18 protein-coding genes and 1 pseudogene are annotated in these 16803 nt (G+C 72.9%); 7 read left to right on the plus strand and 12 right to left on the minus strand.

Annotation, left to right across the window (positions count from 1 at the left end):
• Positions 1 to 49: 49 nt before the first annotated feature.
• Positions 50 to 277: a hypothetical protein gene (locus ACIOD1_RS09580; protein WP_365630003.1), complete on the plus strand. Its 228-nt coding sequence runs from the start codon at positions 50 to 52 to the stop codon at positions 275 to 277.
• A 36-nt stretch (positions 278 to 313) separates the two neighbouring features.
• Here the strand turns inward: ACIOD1_RS09580 and ACIOD1_RS09585 are convergent, their stop codons facing one another.
• The 4 genes from ACIOD1_RS09585 to ACIOD1_RS09600 all read right to left on the minus strand — a co-directional run bounded on the left by ACIOD1_RS09585 (position 314) and on the right by ACIOD1_RS09600 (position 5273).
• Positions 314 to 757, minus strand: coding sequence for a DUF2267 domain-containing protein (locus ACIOD1_RS09585; RefSeq protein ID WP_401901279.1), 444 nt, complete (start codon positions 755 to 757; stop codon positions 314 to 316).
• 174 nt (positions 758 to 931) lie between these two features.
• Positions 932 to 2059, minus strand: a complete 1128-nt coding sequence (locus ACIOD1_RS09590; RefSeq protein ID WP_401901281.1) for an AraC family transcriptional regulator ligand-binding domain-containing protein — start codon at positions 2057 to 2059, stop codon at positions 932 to 934.
• A gap of 260 nt (positions 2060 to 2319) precedes the next feature.
• A complete protein-coding gene (locus tag ACIOD1_RS09595; RefSeq protein WP_365630009.1) occupies positions 2320 to 3549 on the minus strand; it encodes a SpoIIE family protein phosphatase in 1230 nt (409 codons plus the stop codon).
• Positions 3546 to 5273, minus strand: a complete 1728-nt coding sequence (locus ACIOD1_RS09600) for an ATP-binding protein (protein ID WP_401901283.1) — start codon at positions 5271 to 5273, stop codon at positions 3546 to 3548. The genes ACIOD1_RS09595 and ACIOD1_RS09600 overlap by 4 nt, the downstream gene beginning before the upstream one ends.
• A 119-nt stretch (positions 5274 to 5392) precedes the next feature.
• Between ACIOD1_RS09600 and ACIOD1_RS09605 the strand changes: the two genes are divergently transcribed.
• The gene (locus tag ACIOD1_RS09605) at positions 5393 to 6166 is read left to right on the plus strand and encodes a response regulator (protein WP_365630014.1); all 774 of its coding nucleotides are present in this window, start codon (positions 5393 to 5395) and stop codon (positions 6164 to 6166) included.
• Between the two features lie 39 nt (positions 6167 to 6205).
• Here the strand turns inward: ACIOD1_RS09605 and ACIOD1_RS09610 are convergent, their stop codons facing one another.
• Complete coding sequence (locus tag ACIOD1_RS09610; RefSeq protein WP_365630017.1) at positions 6206 to 6469, minus strand: protealysin inhibitor emfourin; 264 nt, start codon at positions 6467 to 6469, stop codon at positions 6206 to 6208.
• Positions 6470 to 6671: 202 nt separating this feature from the next.
• Here ACIOD1_RS09610 and ACIOD1_RS09615 point away from each other — a divergent pair, with 202 nt between their 5' ends.
• From ACIOD1_RS09615 to ACIOD1_RS09625, 3 genes are all read left to right on the plus strand, one after another.
• Positions 6672 to 8039, plus strand: a complete 1368-nt coding sequence (locus ACIOD1_RS09615) for a mycothione reductase (protein WP_401901285.1) — start codon at positions 6672 to 6674, stop codon at positions 8037 to 8039.
• A 73-nt stretch (positions 8040 to 8112) separates the two neighbouring features.
• Positions 8113 to 8322, plus strand: coding sequence for a hypothetical protein (locus tag ACIOD1_RS09620; RefSeq protein ID WP_365630023.1), 210 nt, complete (start codon positions 8113 to 8115; stop codon positions 8320 to 8322).
• Between the two features lie 77 nt (positions 8323 to 8399).
• Complete coding sequence (locus ACIOD1_RS09625) at positions 8400 to 8777, plus strand: VOC family protein (RefSeq protein ID WP_401901287.1); 378 nt, start codon at positions 8400 to 8402, stop codon at positions 8775 to 8777.
• A gap of 83 nt (positions 8778 to 8860) precedes the next feature.
• On the opposite strand, the gene ACIOD1_RS09630 is transcribed toward ACIOD1_RS09625, so the two are convergent.
• The 5 genes from ACIOD1_RS09630 to ACIOD1_RS09650 all read right to left on the minus strand — a co-directional run bounded on the left by ACIOD1_RS09630 (position 8861) and on the right by ACIOD1_RS09650 (position 12675).
• Positions 8861 to 9178 carry a hypothetical protein gene (locus ACIOD1_RS09630; RefSeq protein ID WP_365630029.1) on the minus strand — a complete coding sequence of 106 codons (318 nt, stop codon included), beginning with the start codon at positions 9176 to 9178 and terminating at the stop codon, positions 8861 to 8863.
• Positions 9179 to 9307: 129 nt separating this feature from the next.
• The gene (locus ACIOD1_RS09635) at positions 9308 to 10036 is read right to left on the minus strand and encodes a restriction endonuclease (protein WP_401901289.1); all 729 of its coding nucleotides are present in this window, start codon (positions 10034 to 10036) and stop codon (positions 9308 to 9310) included.
• Positions 10037 to 10085: 49 nt separating this feature from the next.
• Positions 10086 to 10469 (minus strand): hypothetical protein, encoded by a 384-nt coding sequence (locus ACIOD1_RS09640; protein WP_365630459.1) that lies wholly within the window; start codon positions 10467 to 10469, stop codon positions 10086 to 10088.
• A gap of 119 nt (positions 10470 to 10588) precedes the next feature.
• Entirely contained in the window at positions 10589 to 11206 is a 618-nt protein-coding gene (locus ACIOD1_RS09645) for a TetR family transcriptional regulator (RefSeq protein WP_365630462.1), read from the minus strand.
• Positions 11203 to 12675 carry an MFS transporter gene (locus tag ACIOD1_RS09650; protein ID WP_401901291.1) on the minus strand — a complete coding sequence of 491 codons (1473 nt, stop codon included), beginning with the start codon at positions 12673 to 12675 and terminating at the stop codon, positions 11203 to 11205. Before ACIOD1_RS09650 ends, ACIOD1_RS09645 begins: the two co-directional genes overlap by 4 nt.
• 227 nt (positions 12676 to 12902) lie before the next feature.
• Here ACIOD1_RS09650 and ACIOD1_RS09655 point away from each other — a divergent pair, with 227 nt between their 5' ends.
• On the plus strand, positions 12903 to 14408 hold the full coding sequence (locus ACIOD1_RS09655) for an adenosine deaminase (RefSeq protein ID WP_401901293.1): 1506 nt from the start codon (positions 12903 to 12905) through the stop codon (positions 14406 to 14408).
• Between the two features lie 102 nt (positions 14409 to 14510).
• On the opposite strand, the gene sigJ is transcribed toward ACIOD1_RS09655, so the two are convergent.
• Positions 14511 to 15518 carry an RNA polymerase sigma factor SigJ gene (gene sigJ / locus ACIOD1_RS09660; RefSeq protein ID WP_401901295.1) on the minus strand — a complete coding sequence of 336 codons (1008 nt, stop codon included), beginning with the start codon at positions 15516 to 15518 and terminating at the stop codon, positions 14511 to 14513.
• Between the two features lie 172 nt (positions 15519 to 15690).
• Here sigJ and ACIOD1_RS09665 point away from each other — a divergent pair.
• Positions 15691 to 16116: pseudogene (locus ACIOD1_RS09665) on the plus strand (hypothetical protein); the annotation flags it as partial.
• Between the two features lie 24 nt (positions 16117 to 16140).
• On the opposite strand, the gene ACIOD1_RS09670 reads toward ACIOD1_RS09665, so the two are convergent.
• Positions 16141 to 16794 carry a response regulator transcription factor gene (locus ACIOD1_RS09670; RefSeq protein ID WP_365630474.1) on the minus strand — a complete coding sequence of 218 codons (654 nt, stop codon included), beginning with the start codon at positions 16792 to 16794 and terminating at the stop codon, positions 16141 to 16143.
• Between the last annotated feature and the right edge of the window lie 9 nt (positions 16795 to 16803).

A 16803-nucleotide genomic window follows, 5' to 3' on the forward strand; every position in this document is an offset into this window, starting at 1 on the left:
CGGGAGGAGAGACGGACCTGCCCGTCCGCGCGACGCCTGGAGGCGACACATGAGCGACATGACCGTCACGGAGTCGGCACTCGACGCGGTGTACGAGACCCTTCGCCTCTACCGGCACGGCGCGTACGGGGTCGCCTGCCCGGAGTGTTCCGCTCAGGCGGGCGCCTTCTGCCGGTCCCGCCGGACCGTCCACCGCGGTCGGCGACACGCGTACCGGCGCCAGACCGGGGGGCTGGGTGCCCACGCGTTGCTCCCCGCGGTGGTCGCGGCCGCATGACGGACCCGGCGCCCGCGCGCTGACCGGGCCGACCGCTCAGGCGGACGTCCTCGGCGGCAACAGCTGTGCCTGGCCGAAGAGCAGGGCCCATCCGTCGGGGAGGGCGGCCAGGATCCGCACGACCAGCGCGGGGCCGGCGACACGGGCGACCACGGTGAGGACGGCGCCCGTCTCCCACCGCGCGGTGGCCAGGCTCGCCCCGGTGCGGGACGCGAGGTCCTCGACGAAGCCCCAGCCGGTGACGGTCCCGGCCTCGGGGACCTGGGAAGCGAAGACCGCGGCGACCTCCACCGGGAGGCGGGCGGCGAGGTCGACCCGTTCGTCCCCCGTGAGCCGGCGGCCCAGGGCCGCCATGACGCTCCGGACCGCCTCGGCGGGGCGGTCCCGGGTGGGGTAGGCGCCCTCGTAGCGCACCGCCTCCACCATCTGGTCGTAGGTCAGGGTGACGGCCTGGCGGCGGAGTGCGGGCTGATCGGTCACAGGTGATGCCTCTCGCGTGTCAGCGGTCCGGTCGGGTTGCGCGGGCGGGAACACCGGCCCCGGGCGCCGTGGGGGCGGGCGGGTGGACGCGGGCGGCGGTGCCACGTGTCGCCGAGCGCCTGCCCGCCGGAACGGTTCCCACACCCCGGAAGGCTTCCGCGGAGCGGGCTGCGGCTACCGGAGGGGCCCGGCTTCGGCCCGGATGGTCCGGTGGTGGGTCCGACCGGCGCTTCGCAGGGCGGCGGGAGTGGTGCCGTACCAGCGTTGGACGGCTCGGCGCAGGCCCCGGGCGTCGGCGTAACCGCTGCGGGCGGCTATCGCGTTGATGCTGAGGTCGCTGCCGTGCAGGAGCCGGTCGACGTGGTCCCGCCGTACGCCCTCGACCTCGTCGCTCCACGTGGTGCCGTGTGCGTCGAGGCGGCGCTGGAGGGTCCGGGTGCTGATGGCCAGGCGTCGGGCGACCGTCGGCATCGTCACGGCGGTCTCGTCGTGCACGGAGGCGAGGGCGGTGCGGAAGAGGTCGAGCCAGTTGTGGAGCGGGATCGAGGTGGCGAGGGTCTGGTCGGCGTGCCGGCGCAGCACGGTGGACAGGCCGGGTTGGGCGTGTGGGGTGGGTGACTTGAGGTCGGAGGCGAGGAAGGTGATCGAGCTGACGGGCGCCTCGAACTCGATGGCGTCGGTCCCGTACAGCTCGATCAGGGCGTCGTGCCGGCGGGGGGTCCGGGCGGCCAGGATGACGCGGACGGGAACGAGGTGGCGCCGGGCCGCGTCACCGAGACGCCGCTGGTACAGGCCGAGCGCGCAGGCGCGGACGGCGCAGGCCGCCTCGTGGGCCCGGTCGCCCGCGTTGAAGTGACTGAGCGTCACCACCTCGCCGTTCTCGGTGACTTGGAGGCTGTCCGCGCTGACGTCCACGACGGTGGCGAGGTACGTCGAGGCGTCGCGGATCCCCTCCAGCGGGGTCGGCGCGGAGGTGATCAGGTAGTCCCAGATCCCGAGGCTGCCGATGCTCGACTGACGGGCCAGCAGGAGGGCCACATCGGTCCAGGGAGCGTGCACGGTCGCCAGCTCCACGATGCGGATGCTCGTGATCGTGGGGGTGCGGAACAGGTCGTCGTTGAGGTGCTCCGGCGCCACCCCCAGCAGGTGCGCGTAGCGCTCCAAGGGGATGCCGAGCAGATCGGCGGCCTTGACGTTCAAGCGGGTGAGGGCCGAGGAGGTCGTCCCCCGGTGGGTGCGCGCGAGCACCGGGGCGGAGGACGGGCCGGCGCTCGGCACCGGGTCGTCGCCGTAGTCCTGCACGTGTTGTTCCCTTCGTGGCGCGGTTCGCCCCCGGTGGCGCGAAAGGACCCCCGGCCGGCGTGTGGGGCCCCCGGCCGGCCGGTCCGCGCAGCCCTAGAGTGGTGATCGTTCCCGCTGGTGGGGACGGCGCTCGCAACCTCCCCCGGTACGGGGGTCCCGGGGAGGTTGCGAGCCGTCCGGCCGCATCGCCAGGGGGGCGAGGGGCCCGTGTGTCCACCCGTAGCGGGGGAGGGCGCACGGGCCCGTGGGTCGGACCCGGATCAGGTCCGGCCCCGCGCCTGCCCGTCCGACGGGGTGCGGTCGGCCCAGTCCAGTCGCAGGACGGCCAGGTCGTCGGTGTGCCGGCCGGAGTTCAGGGCGCGGGTCTCCTTGATGAGGAGGTCCACCTGCGTGTCCGCGTCCGCCGGCGGCAGCTTCTCGATCAGGTCGAGCAGTCCGTCGGTGCCGAGTCGTTCGTTGCCCACTCCGGTGTGTCCCTCGGTGAGGCCGTCGGTGTAGAGGGTCAGGGCTCCCGTCGCCGGCAGCGGGATGACCGTGGGGGGCCAGCCGCCCTGGGCGGGGGCGATGCCCAGGGCGATGCCGTGCGTCGCGGTGACCTCACGGGTGACCTCACGGGTGCCCTCGCGGGTGGTCAGCAACGGCGCGTCGTGCCCGGCCAGGTACACCGTGGCGGCTGCGGCCCGGTGGTCGAGGGTGAGGAGGGCGCAGGTGGCGAAGAGGAACCGGTCGCCGCGTTCGGCAATGAGGATGCGGTCGAGCAGGTTCAGCAGGTCGGTGCCGCGATGTCCGCCGAGCACGAGCGAGCGCCAGGCGATCCGCAGGCAGACACCGAGTGCGGCGGCGTCCGGGCCGTGCCCGCTGACGTCCCCGACGACGGCGTGCACCAAGCCGTCGTCGCCTTCGACCACGTCGAGGAAGTCACCGCCCAGCAGGGCTCCCTCGCGGCCGGGCATGTAGCGGGTGGCGACGGTGAGCTCGCTGGTGTCCAGGAGGGGCTGAGGCAGGAGTCCCCGTTCCAGACGGACGTTCTCCTCCGCCCGCAGGCGGGCCGTCTGGGCCTCGAAGTTGGTGCGTTCGGTTCTGCTGCGGTAGACGGCGTAGCGCACCGCTCGGTGCAGCAGGTCCGGTTCGACCCGGCCCTTGACGAGGTAGTCCTGGGCTCCGGCGGCCATGGCGTCCGTGCCCGCCTGCTTCTCGGACAGGCCGGTCAGGACGATGACCGCCGTGTGCGGGGCCAGGTGGCGGACGGTGGTGACGCCGCTCGTTCCCGAGAGGTCCGGCAGGTGGAGGTCGAGGAGGATGCAGTCGGCCCGGCGCGCGGCGAGTTCGGCGCCTGCCCCGGCCAGGGTGGTGGACACGGTCAGCTCGAACGGCAGTCCCGAGTCGTGGAGCAGCTCCTCGACCAGGATGGCGTCGGCCGGATCGTCCTCGATCAGCAGGATGCGGTAGAGCGGCTCGTCGGTGGGGTGCGCTGACACGGGTCCGGTCATGGGGCCGTCTCCTCGGGGGCGCTCGCGCCGGGTGCGGCCTTGCCGGGTGTGGGGTCGCCGGGCAGGGCGCCGTCGGGCGTGGCGTTCGCGAGCACCGCGTCCGCGAGCACCGGGTCTCCGAGCGGGGCGCCGTCGAGCGAGGAGTCTGCGAGCGGGGCGCCGTCCAGCGCCGTGTCGTCGAGCGGTTCGGAGGCGAGGGTGAAGGTGATCCGGGTGCCCTTCGTGTAGTCGGGATCGATCCGGATCGTGCCGCCGTGGAACTCGACGATCTTCTTGCACATGGCCAGGCCGATGCCGCTGCCGTTGTAGGCGTCCTTGGTGTGCAGCCGCTGGAAGATCACGAAGACCTTCTCGGCGTACTCGGGGGCGATGCCGATGCCGTCGTCGGTGACGGTGAACCGCCACAGGGCGTCCTCCCGCACGGCCGAGACGTGGATCCGCGGGGCCTCGTCCGGCCGGCGGAACTTCACGGCGTTGGAGATCAGGTTCTGCCAGAGCATGCCCATCTGCGTCGGGTCGGCGACCAGCGTCGGCAGCGCGTCGTGGGTGACCTCGGCCCCCGACTCCTCGATGCTGACGCTGAGCGCGGACAGGGTCTGTTCCATGACCGAGTCGAGGTCGACGCCTTGGTGCAGGTGGTGGACGCGGCCCACCCGGGAGAAGTCGAGCAGGTCGTTGATCAGGGTCTGCATCCGGTTCGCGCCGTCGACCGCGAAACCGATGTACTGGTCGGCCCGCTCGTCCAGTTGGCCGCCGTAGCGGCGTTGCAGCAGCTGGGTGAAGCTGGACACCTTGCGCAGGGGCTCCTGAAGGTCGTGGGAGGCGACGTAGGCGAACTGCTCCAGTTCCGCGTTGGAACGTCGGAGGTTGGCGGTCTGGGAGTCCAGGCGCACGCGTGCCTCCTCCACGAGGGCGAGCTCCCGCACCAGCCGCAACCGCATGGAGTCGATCTCCTCGCCGAGCCGACGCAGGTCGGCCGGTCCCGTCGGGGTGATGACGTGTTCGAAGTCACCGCGGGCGACCGCCCGGGCGTCCGCTCCGAGTCGCTCCAGCGGCCGGGTGATGCCGCGGCGCAGCCCCTCGAAGACGAGCGAGGCCAAGGCGACGATGACCAAGGCGATCGCCGAGAAGACCCAGTTGCGCACCCGCATCGTGTCCCAGAGGGCGGCACGCTCCTTCGCGCGGTCCGTCCGCAGGTCCGCCTGCAACTCCGACAGCGCCGCCCTGAGCGTGTCGAAGGTCGTCTTCCCCTCGGCGGCGCGTTCGCCGGCCAACGCCACGGGCGAGCCGGACGGCGAGGCCGCGATCGGCCGCGTGATCCGCTCGTGCCACTTCTCGGTCGCCTCGACGACCGACCGGAGGCTGTCCTGCCGTGCGGCGTCCCCCGCGAGCAGCTCGGCGAGCGAGGCGGTGGCCGCCCGCTCGTCCGTCAGCCCCTGCCGGTAGGGGGCCAGGAAGTCCTGGGTTCCGGTGAGTCCGTAACCGCGGATGCCGGTCTCCTGGTTCAGCAGCGCCGACTCCAGGCGGACGGAGGTGGTCACCGCGGGCGACTTCGTGTCCACGAGTTCCCGGCTGATGGTCTCCGTCCGGGCCAGTACCCAGGCGCCCATCACTCCGAGCAGGACCAGGACCGTCAAGGACGCGGCCACACCCGCACGGAGCCACCGTCGGGTCGTCCACGTGGAGAACGACCCCGGGCGAGGGATCCCCTCTTCGCCGGCCATCTCGAAACCCCTCTGCTGTCGCGGTCGCGCCCAGGTGAAAGGCGCGGCTCGCATACTCTAGAGCCCTCGACGACAACCATGGTTGTCGCGGGTCGTCCCCCGGGCCTAGAGTGCCGGGTATGCCGGGAAAGAGCTTCGTACTGAGGACAACACCACAGGAAACGGCCGCCGTCGCGGCCGCGTCGGTACACGGCCTCGCCCAGCACCTCACCCGCCTGAGCCTGGACGGTCCGTCGCAGGCCCGGGCGGACGGCCCCGGCCACGCCCTGGCACTGCTGCACGTCCTCGACCAGATCCGGCAGGCCGCCGAACGCCTCCAGCGGGACGTGGCCCAGGACGCGGCCCGTGCGGGTGCCGGTTACCCCCAGCTGGGCGATGCATGCGGCATTACCCGACAAGGTGCGCGCCGACGCTGGCCCGGACTCTTCAACCACCCCCTCGACAAGCCCACGGAGCACCCGATGATGACCGCCACCGCACGCCCCTTCGACGTCCTGCTCGTCGAAGACGACGTCGCCGACGCCATGCTCATCGAGGAGGCGCTCTCCGAGCGGGGGGCCCGCAACCTGGTCCAGGTCACCGACGGGGTGGCCGCACTGGAATTCCTGCGCGCCCCCGACAGCGTGCGCCCGGACCTCATCGTCCTCGACCTCAACATGCCGCGGATGAACGGCCGCGACCTGCTGCAGATCCTGAAGAGCGACGAGACGCTCCAGACGATCCCCGTCGTCGTCCTCACCACCTCCTCGGCCCCCGAGGACGTGGTGGGCGCCTACAGCAGTCACGCCAACGCGTACGTGACCAAGCCGGTCAACCTCGACGAGTTCGAGCGTGCCGTGCAGAGCATCGACGCCTTCTACCTCGGCACCGCAACCCGCCCGCCCCGCGCCTGAGCCCCGTCAGGGTTCTGCCGGAGGCCGACCGGAAGCCGCTCAGAGGCCTTGGCCCAGCACGGCGTCGACCAACTCCCGCTGCTCGTCGGTGAGGTACGGATCCCGTAACTCCGTCACCTTGCCGTCGACGTGGACGACGTAGTCGAAGGCGTCGGGCACGGGGCGCACCGGGGTCGTGTCGGCGCTCATCGAGCGCTCGGCCAGTCGCTCCAGCTCCGGGCCGTCGGCCCGGCACCGTGTGTCGAGGGAACCCGTCCGTTCCCTCCCGGCGAAGCCGCCGGTACGCGTCACGCTGATCAACATCGTGGAACCTCCTGGGACCTCGGGTACGGACACCCCTCGCCTGCCCCCGAAAGCGGCACATGTGCCCTCGCGCGCGGGCCCCGTCGCAAGACGGCCGAAAACGGCCCGCCGGCGTCACCGGGACCCCGCGCGCGGGATGCCGGAGGCCCGATCCGCGCCCCTCTTCCCGGCGAGGCGGGCGGGTGCCTCGTAGGCTGGGGCGATGCGTCATCACGATCTGATCGTCATTGGTGCCGGCTCGGGCAATGCCGTGATCGGCGAGTCCTTCGCGGATCACGACGTGGCCGTGGTCGAGGAGAAGTGGTTCGGCGGCACCTGCCTGAACTCCGGCTGCATCCCGAGCAAGATGCTGGCCTACACCGCCCACGTGATCGAAACCGTCCGGGACGCCGACCGCTATGGGGTGGAGGCCCGGCTCGGCGAGGTGCGGTGGCGGGAGATCCGCGACCGGATCTTCGGCAGACTGGACGCCGAGCGGGCGGAGGGCCGGCAGGGCCGGCTGGACGCCGACCACATCACCGTCTACGAGGGCACGGCCCGCTTCACCGGCCCCCGGCAGCTGCGGATCGACACCGGGGACGGGACGGTGGAGGTCAGCGCCGACCGGATCGTCGTCGCGGCCGGGGGCCGGCCGGCCCTGCCGCCCGTGGTCGCCGAGTCGGGCCTTCCGTACGAGACCTCGGACACCGTCATGCGCATCGACGCCCCGCCCCGGCGGCTGGCCGTACTGGGAGGTGGCTACATCGCGGCGGAGCTCGCCGAGGTGTTCCACGCGGCGGGGAGCCGGATCGTCATCGTGGAGATGGAACCCCGACTGCTCACCGGGCAGGACGAGAGCGTCGCGGAACGCTTCACCGACCTGGCCCGGACCCGGTACGACCTACGGCTCGGTCGTACGCTCACCGGCCTGCGGGGCGAGCCCGGCGCACTGACCCTGACGCTCGACGACGGCACGACCGTCGAGGCGGACACGCTGCTCGTGGCGACCGGGCGGACCCCCCAGAGCGACCGACTGGACGTCGCTGCCGGGGGCATCTCCACGCACGACGACGGCCGGATCGTGGTCGACGCCCACCAACGCACCGGCGTGGAAGGGGTCTACGCCCTGGGAGACATCTGCTCACCCGTCCCGTTGAAGCACGTCGCCAACCGCGAGGCCGATGTGGTCGCCCACAACCTCCTCCACCCGGACGACCTCGCCGCCGCCGACCACACCCTCGTGCCGGCCGCCGTGTTCACCCGCCCCGAGATCGCCTCCGTCGGCTCCACGGAACAGGAGTGCCGCGACCGCGACGAGGACTACGTCGTGGGCGAGGCCCGCTACCAGGACGTGGCGTACGGCTGGGCCATGGAGGACACCACCGGCTTCTGCAAGGTCCTGGCGGAGCGTGGCACCGGACGGCTGCTCGGGGCGCACATCATGGGCCCCCAGGCCTCCCTCCTCATCCAGCCCCTCGTGCTGGCGATGACGCGGGGGATCGACGCGACGTCGCTCGCCGAGGAGCCGTACTGGATCCACCCCGCGCTCACCGAGGTGGTGAAGCAGGCCCTCCTCGGCCTCGACCTCTGACGGGGCGTCCGCCGCTTGTCGGCGCCCGAGCGGGGCATGCGCGCGGAAGGCCGCCACCGTGAAAGGGACTTCCGTGATCCTCACCGCGTTCCTGCTTCCGCCGCTGCTCCTGTGCGCCGTGCTCGCCCTCGGGCGGTACGAGGAGTTCCTGCTCGGCCCCCAGGGCGAGGGCGGGGCCGAGCCGGTGGCGGGCCGGCACCTGCGGGCCGTGCCGGACCTGGAGGTCGGGTCGGAGCCGGTGCCCACGCACCGCCGGGCGCACGCCCGCCGACACGCCGCCTGAGGGACCGACGGCCGAGGTCCTTGGGTACCGGCGGCCTCAACCGGCCGGGCGGGCGGGGCCTTTGCGAGAATCGGTGGATGCTGAACATCGGAACGATCGTCATCGGCGCCCAGGACGTACGACGGGCGGCGCGCTTCTGGGGCGGAGCACTCGGGTACGTGCCGCGCGACGGTGTGACGGAGGACGACTGGATCGTCCTGGTGCCGTCCGCCGGCCCCGCCGGAGCCCCGGGCCTGGCCCTCGGCCGCAGTACGACGCCCGTGCAGGAACGTCCCCGGATCCACCTCGACCTCTACGCGGCGGACGCTGCCGAGCAGAAGTCCGAGGTCGAACGCCTCGTGGGGCTGGGAGCCCGCCACGTCGACTGGGACTCCTACCCCGAGGACCCGGACTTCGTCGTGCTGGCCGACACCGAGGGCAACCGCTTCTGCGTCATCGACGCCACCCACGGCTGAGTCACGGACGGCCGTGTGCCCGGTCGCGGGTCCGTAGGATCGCCCACCCGCGACCGGGCACACGGCGGGTGGAGCCGGTGGGGCTATTCGCTGGAGATCCCGGTGATGACGGGATCGCCGAGGGGGGCCTGATCGGCGCCCAGTCCGGCGCTCAGGAAGGCCGCCGAGGCGAGGTCGCGCGCCTCTCGTTCGGCTGCGCGGGTGTCCGGCGCCTCGATCTCCAGGTGCAGGGTGAAGGCCGGCGAGTCCGGGAAGAAGGAGAGGATGTCCAGCCCCTCCTCGACCCCGAGGTCCGTGGTGCGGGGGTCGGCCGGTCGCAGGGCGCGGAGCAACTCGCCCCGCGCCTGTGTGGAGAGCTCGGTCAACAGGGTGCCGGGAACGGTGACGACGTAGACGGTCATGTACGAGCGGATGCCCCGCGCCCGCGAAAGAATGCGCCGTCGGCCCGGGCGCCCCACGGTCGGCGGCCCGAACCGACCTGACCGGCCGCACGGGGCCGGTCAGGTCGGTTCGGGCCGCACGGGCCGGGCTCAGGCCCCGGAGGCACCGGGTACGGCGTCACGGTCGGCGTCCTGCCACGGGGGAGGGGTGCCCAGGTCGGTCCAGGACGCCAGGGCCTCGCCGTCCACGCAGATGATCCCGCACGTGGCGGCGTACTCGGCGGCCGGTGCGGTGAAGGAGCTGGTGGTGACGAGGATCGCGACGTCGGCCTCGTGAACGGCGAAGCAGGTCCCGCCGAAGCGCTGCAGGTCCTGTGAGCCGACCCGGTTGTCCTCGGCGTAGTGCTTGCACTGGAGTACGACACGGAGCCCGTCCGCGGTCGTCGCCAGCACATCGGCGCCCAGGTCGCCGGCGCCGCCCACGACCTCCACCGAAGTGCAGCCGTCCCGGGCGCACAGGGCGGCCACCGCGTGTTCGAACCCGTCGGCGTCCACCGCGGCGTGGTCCAGCGCACCGCCCCCGATGTCGGGCAGGTCGTCCACCGGCGCGACGTGGTGGTCCCGGTCCGGGGCGGGCCAGGAGTCCGCGGCCCGTGCTCGGGAGCGGCGCCGGACGGGCGCGATGCTCCACTTCGCCAGTGCGATGCCCGCCGCCAGGACGGCCACCGTCGCGATCGGCGCCACCGGTATCCCGGTCCCCGCGGCCTTGGCCGCCTTGAGGAAGACGGCCAGACCGCCGACGCATATGCCGACCAGCCCGACCGCGAGCACCACGTCGCGGCCCGCGGCCGGGCGCGCGTTCTCCTCCGGTGTGGTCATACGGGGCCCCCTCGTCATCGTTCGCCTCGTGTGACCGGGATCGCGCCCTTCAAACCCGTCGGCGGTGTGCGCGCCATCGGGCCCAGAGCTCGGCCGGGGTGCGCGGCGAAGGGGTCGGCTCGGCCGGCCACCGTTCGCGCTCGGTGAGCGGGACCAGGGGCATGAGGTACAGCAGGCCCCCGGTTTCCAGGGCGCAGAGGGGTTCGTCGCCCGGGATGTCCGAACGTCCGACGCGGACCGTGAAGGGCCGCTCGGCGCCGTCGGCCGGGATCAGGCCCCGCAGCTCGGCCGCCGCACCGCGCCTGGTGCGGGTGGAGGACACCACCCTGCCGTCGACCAGCAGCTCGACCAGGGGCCCCGCCCCCCGTACGACGGTGATCGAATGCCCGTCCTGGTCGAGGTGGAAGCGTTGCGGATGCGGCTGGGCCTTCACGGCGGCCTCCTCGGTCCGTGCTGCCCCACCAGCGTAGACCGCGGCGGGTCGCGCGGCGGGTCGCGCGTCGGGGAGCCGTAGGGGGGCCGCCGGGAAGGCGCCGGTGGGCGGGCCCGCCCTTACGGCACGTCGTCGATGAGCCGCTGGAGGCCGGGCGCGTACAGGTCCGCCAGGCGTTCGGGAGCGGCGAGAGCGCCCGCGCCGTCCGGCCGGTGCAGGCTCAACGTGGCGCCCAGGCCGAGCAGTTGACCGGCGATCAGCTCGGCGCGCAACTGCGGTTCGCGGCCGGTCAGTATGGCGGCCAGTCGGTCGGTGACCTGCTCGCGGAAGCGCCGGCGCAGCAGGCTGCGTTCGTCGTCGTTGCCGAGGGAGAAGACGACGCGCAGCAGGGGGTCGCCCCGGAAGCGGTCGCGCAGCCGGAGCATGGTGAGCACCAGGTGCCGGCCCAGGGTGGGCAGGGGTGCGGCGAAGAGCGCGTCGGCGGCGGGCCGGAAGTCGGCGACGGTGTTGAAGAGGGCTTCCTTGCTGCCGAACCGCTTGACGATCAGGGACGGGCTCACGCCGGCGTCGGCCGCGATGCCCCGCATGGTCACCTCGGCGTACGGGCGCAGTGCGAACGCCCTGCGCGCGGCGCGGACGATCGCCTCGCGCCCGGTCTGGGCCGCGGTCGTCCCGGTCTGCGCATCGGTCGCGGTCTCGGTCTCGGAGGCGACGGCGGTCGGCTCGGTGGTGCTCATGCGCTCTCCCGGGCGGCGGACAAGGGCCCTGACAGGACGACCGTACCGCCCGACACGCCGGGCGCGGTCCGGTCCGACGGCAGGCAGAGGGTCGCGACCAGGGCCGCGAGCGCCGCCCCGGCGGCGATCAGGAAGATCAACAGGTAGGCGTGGAGGGTCGGGGCCGTGTGGCCACCGGCGAGGAAGGTGACGTGCGCCAGCACGGCGGCGACCACGGCGCTGCAGCAGGCCTGGCCCACGGAGCGCATCAGGGTGTTCAGGCCGTTGGCGGCGCCGGTCTCGCTCACCGGCACGGCCCGCATGACGAGCGCGGGCAGTGCCGAGTAGGCGATGGCGGTGCCGGAGGCGACCACGGTGGCACCGGCCACGATCGCCCAGAGGCTGTGACTGGTGAAGAACCGGACCACGTAGCCGACGGCCATCACGACGGCCGCGAGCCCGAGCGCGGTGCGGGGCCCGTACGTCGCCGAGATCCGCGCGGAGACGGGCGAGAGCGCCACCATGGCCAGCCCCCCGGGCAGCAGGCACAGGCCGCTCACCACGATGGACGCGCCCAGCCCGTAGCCCGTACTGGTGGGCTCCTGCACCATCTGGCCGGTGACCAGCGAGTTCGCGTAGAAGGCGAAGCCGATCAGCAGGGCGGCGACGTTGGTGAGCAGCACGGCGGGACGGGCCGACACCCGCAGGTCGACCATCGGCGAGGCGGTGCGCAGCTCGTAGCGGCCCCAGAGCAGGCCGATGACCAGGGAGGCGCCGAACAGGCCGAGGGTGCGCGGGGAGGTCCAGCCCCAGTCCGCGCCCTGGGTGATGGCGAGCAGGAAACCGACGAGGGTGGCGGCCAAGCCGACGGTCCCCGGGAGGTCGAACCGTCCGGGGGAGCGCAGCGGGGACTCGGGAACGATCCACAGGACCAGGAGGAGATCGAGCAGGCCGAGCGCGGCCGAGGCCCAGAACATGGTGTGCCAGTCGAAGTTCTCGATGACGACGGCGGCCACCGGCAGGCCGATCGCCGCGCCGATGCCGAGGGTCGAGCTCATCAGGGCGATCGAGGAGAGCACGCGCTCCGCGGGGAGCTCGTCGCGGATGATGCTGATGCCCAGCGGGATCACGGCGAGCGCGGCGCCCTGGAGGGCCCTGCCCGTGATCAGCAGGCCGATGTCGGAGGTGATCGCGCACAAGACGGACCCGGCCGTGAGCACCCCGAGGGAGGCGAGCAGTACGCGCCGCTTCCCGTACATGTCGCCGACCCTGCCGAGGACCGGGGTGAACACGGCGCCGGTCAGCAGGGTGATGGTGACGAGCCAGCCGGCGGCGCCCGGGCTCGCCCCGGTCAGCTCCGGGATGTGCGGCAGGAGGGGGACCACGAGGGTCTGCATGACGGCGACGACCATGCCGCAGAAGGCGAGGACGGGGACGATCAGGGGGGAGGGGGTCGACGGGGACGCGGGCTCGGGCATCTCGGCGGTCATGCTGCTCCATGCGGGAACGGGGGGTGGGGCACACCTGGGGGGTGCACAAGCGTTCACCCCTAAGGGTAAACGCTTGTGCACCCCTGTGAAACCCCTGGTGCGCCTCCCAGGAGGAACGATCCTCTGCGGGGCCTCCCGGGTGACAGCGGCCGCCGCGCGGCCCGACATGCCGCCACGAGGCGGCCGGTGTCACCACCATGTGCCCGTGATCCCATCCCACTTGATCGGTGCGCTCTCCGCCCTCGCCCTGCTCGCACCCTCCTCCGCGTACGCGCTCTCCGCGCCCCGCCGCGCCCCCGGCCCCCGCTCCGGCCCACCCGGGCGCCGAATTCTTCGCCGACCTGCCCAAGGGCGGTGACCTGCACAACCACCTGTCCGGCGCGGTCACCACCGAGTTCCTGATCGAACTCGCCGCCGGCGACGGTCTGTGCATCACCACCGACACGACCACCGCCGTGCCCCCGCCGTGCGGTCCCGGCACCCGGCCCGCCGCCGACGCCGTCACCGACGCGGCGTTCCGCGTGCAGGTCATCCGGGCCTGGTCGATGCAGGACTTCCCGGCCGACGGCAACGGGCACGACCACTTCTTCGCGACCTTCGGCAAGTTCGGCGAGGTGACCTGGCGCCACCCCGGTCGGATGCTCGCGGAGGTCGCCAACTCCGCCGCCCGACAGAACCAGTTCTACCTGGAGACCATGGTCTCCCCGGCCTCCGGCCAGGCCCGAGAGCTGGCCGACCGGGTCGGCTACGACGCCGACCTGGACCGCCTGCACGACAAGCTCATCGCCGGCGGCGGCCTGGACAAGGTCGTCCGCCAGGCCCGCGCCGACGCGGACGCCACCGACACCGAGTTCCGCGACGCCGCGCACTGCGACACCCCGCGACCCGACGCGGCGTGTTCCCTCCCGTACCGCTGGATCTCCCAGGTCGCCCGCCTCGGCACCCCGGAGCGGGTCTTCACGCAGATGGCGCTCGCCATGCGGCTCGCCGAGCGCGACCCGCGCTTCGTAGCCGTCAATCTGGTGCAGCCCGAGGACGGCGAGGTCGCCCTGCGCGACTACCGCCTGCACATGCGGATGCTGAACTACCTCAAGTCCCAGTACCCGAAGGCGCACATCACCCTGCACGCGGGCGAGCTGGTGCCCGGCCTGGTCAAGCCGGAGGACCTCACCTTCCACATCAGGGAGGCCGCCCAGACCGGCCGCGCCGAGCGGATCGGGCACGGCGTCTCCGTGATGCAGGAGGACCGCTGGGAGTCACTCATGCGGTACATGGCCGAGCGGCGGATCGCGGTCGAGGTCCCCTTCCACAGCAACGAGCAGATCCTGCGCGTCTCCGGCGACGCGCACCCCTTCGCCACCTACCGCCGCCACGGGGTGCCGGTCGTCCTGGCCACCGACGACCCGGGCGTTTCCCTGATCGAGATCACCGACGAGTACCGCCGGGCCGCCGAGGGCTACGGCCTGCGCTACCCGGAGCTCAGGGACCTGGCCCGGGCCTCGCTGGAGCACTCGTTCCTGCCCGGTCGCGGCCTGTGGAACCGTGACGTCCGCACCGGCTACCGGCCCACCGGGCCCTGCGCCGAGGAACACCAGGGCGTCGAGAGCCCGGGCGAGCGCTGCGCCCGCTTCCTGGCCGGGAGCCCGAAGGCGCAGGTCGAATGGCGTCAGGAGGCGGCCTTCGAACGCTTCGAGAACGCCCACGCCCGCGCCACCCACCCCGGCTCGCACTGACCCGGAGCTGGGACGGGCGGCGACCGCCCGGGCGAAGGCCCCGGCGGTCGCCGCCCGTGCGCGTGGGGCGCGTTCACCCCGTGCGGTCCGCGAGGAGCGGTGTCACAGGCTCCACGGCTGTAGCTTCTCGGGGTTGCGCACGGCCCAGATGTGCGTGACCAGACCGTCCGTGAGGCCGAACGCGGCCACCGTGACCGTGACACCGGCCCGCTGGGCGACCAGGCCGGCCCGGCCGTTGACCGACCGCACCAGGAGCGTCATGCCGGGCGCCCGGTCGGCGATCGCGACCATGTAGCGGGCGATCTCCCCGGCGCCCGTGACCGGGCGGAGCGCCGCGCCGACCAGGCCGCCGCCGTCGGAGACCATCGTGGCGTCGGGGTCGAGCAGACCGACGAGGGCGGCGATGTCCCGGGCCTCCCACGCCCGCTTGAAGTCCCTCATGACACGGGCCTGCCGGCCGGCCGGCGTCACGGGAGCCCGAGCCGCCCGGACGCGACGACGGGCCGACGAGGCCAGCTGCCGGCACGCGGCGGGCGTGCGGTCGACGATCGCGGCCACTTCGGCGAAGGGGTACCGGAAGACGTCGTGCAGGATGAACGCGACGCGTTCGGCCGGCGTCATCGCTTCGAGGACGATGAGGAAGGCCATGTCGACCGACTCGTCCAAGGCGATCCGATCGGCGGGATCGGCCCGCCCGTCGCCCGGCCGTCCGGTCATCCACTCCGTGGCGTCGGGCAACGGCTCCGGTATCCACTCGCCCACGTAGCGTTCGCGCCGCGCCCGCGCCGAGCCGAGCACGTCGAGACAGATCCGGCTGACCACCGTCGTCAACCAGGCACCGGGGGACACGATGGCCTCCTGCTGCTGCCGGGATATGGCGTACCAGCGGGCGAAGGCCTCTTGCACGGCGTCCTCGGCCTCGGCGAGGGAGCCGAGGAGGCGGTAGGCGAGGTTGATCAACTGCCGGTACTCGCCCGCGATCACGCTCACGCCCCGACCGGCCTGGGCCTGGGCCTCGGCCTCGGATCCGGGCTTCGGCGCGGGACGGGGCTCCGGGTGGGGCTCCGGGTGGGGATCGGGGTGGGGATCGGGCTCGGTTCGGATGCTCATGATGGTGGTGACCCCCTCGGTCGGAACCGCACTCGCCGTGATCGCCGAGACGCAGGTCACACCGTAACTCTGCCGCGACGCCTCACATGTGGGAGGGCCGCGTCGTCGGTCTGGTGAGGGAGCGGGGCGTCGGCCCCGACCACTCCCGAGCAGCCGAGGGATGGGGATCGCCATGGCCACACGGACGAGGACACGGACGACGACGGCGGGGGCGACCGCAACGGAGACGGCTGAGGCGCGGACGGCGGGGCGGCAGCGCGGCCCCCGGTTCGCGACGTTCGTGCGCGCCACGATCGCCGTGCAGACGGCGGCGATCTTCTTCCAGGCGGTCACCTCCGGCATGGCGCTGTCCTCACAGCACGGAGAGGTGCTCCACAGTGTCGGTGCCCGGGGGATGTACGCCGCCTCGATGCTGTACGTGCTCGCCGCGGTCCTGGCGTGGCGTCCGGGCGGCGGCTCCCCCCGCCCGATCCTCCACGCCACCGGGTTCCTGCTCCTCGCGTCGCTCCAGGTGGTCCTGGGCATCGCGCACGTGCTGAGCCTGCACATCCCCCTGGGCGTCCTGATGTTCGCCCTGAGCGTCCTCGACCTGAGCCGCCCCCGGACGCGTCACGCTGCGCCCTCAAGCCGTGATGAGGCCCGCCTCGTAGGCGAAGACGACGGCTTGGGCACGGCTGGTGAGGGCCAGTTTGGTCATGCAACGGTGGACGTGGGTCTTGATCGTGGCGGGGCTGAGGACGAGGCGCGCGGCGATGTCGTGGTTGGACAGACCGGAGCCGACGAGGGTCAGGATCTCGACCTCGCGGGCGGTCAGAGCGGCGAGTTCGGGACGGGGCCGGACCGCGGCCGGGCCTGATCCGCAGGCCTTCAGGAGTTCGGTGAGGGCCGCGGGGCTCAGCAGCGTGTCTCCGGCGTGGACGGTGTGGATGGCCGCCAGGAGCCGCTGGGGCGGGGTGTTCTTGAGGAGGTAGCCGCCGGCTCCCGCCCGGAGCGCCTCGTAGACGTAGACGTCCAGGTCGAAGGTGGTGAGCATGATGACTTTGGGCGGCGGCCCGAGCGGCTGCTCGACGATGGCTCGGGTCGCGGCGATCCCGCCCATGCCGGGCATGCGGACGTCCATCAGGACCACGTCCGGCCGGAGTTCGGCGGCCAGCCGCACCGCCTCCTCGCCGCTGGCGGCCTCTCCGACGACCTCGATGTCCGGGGCGGCCCGGAGCAGCGCGGCGAGTCCCGAGCGGACGAGGATCTGGTCGTCGGTCACAAGAACCTTGGGCATGTGCTGTTC

The organism is Streptomyces sp. NPDC088097 (assembly GCF_044741845.1).
In the GTDB taxonomy this organism is placed as follows: Bacteria; Actinomycetota; Actinomycetes; order Streptomycetales; family Streptomycetaceae; genus Streptomyces.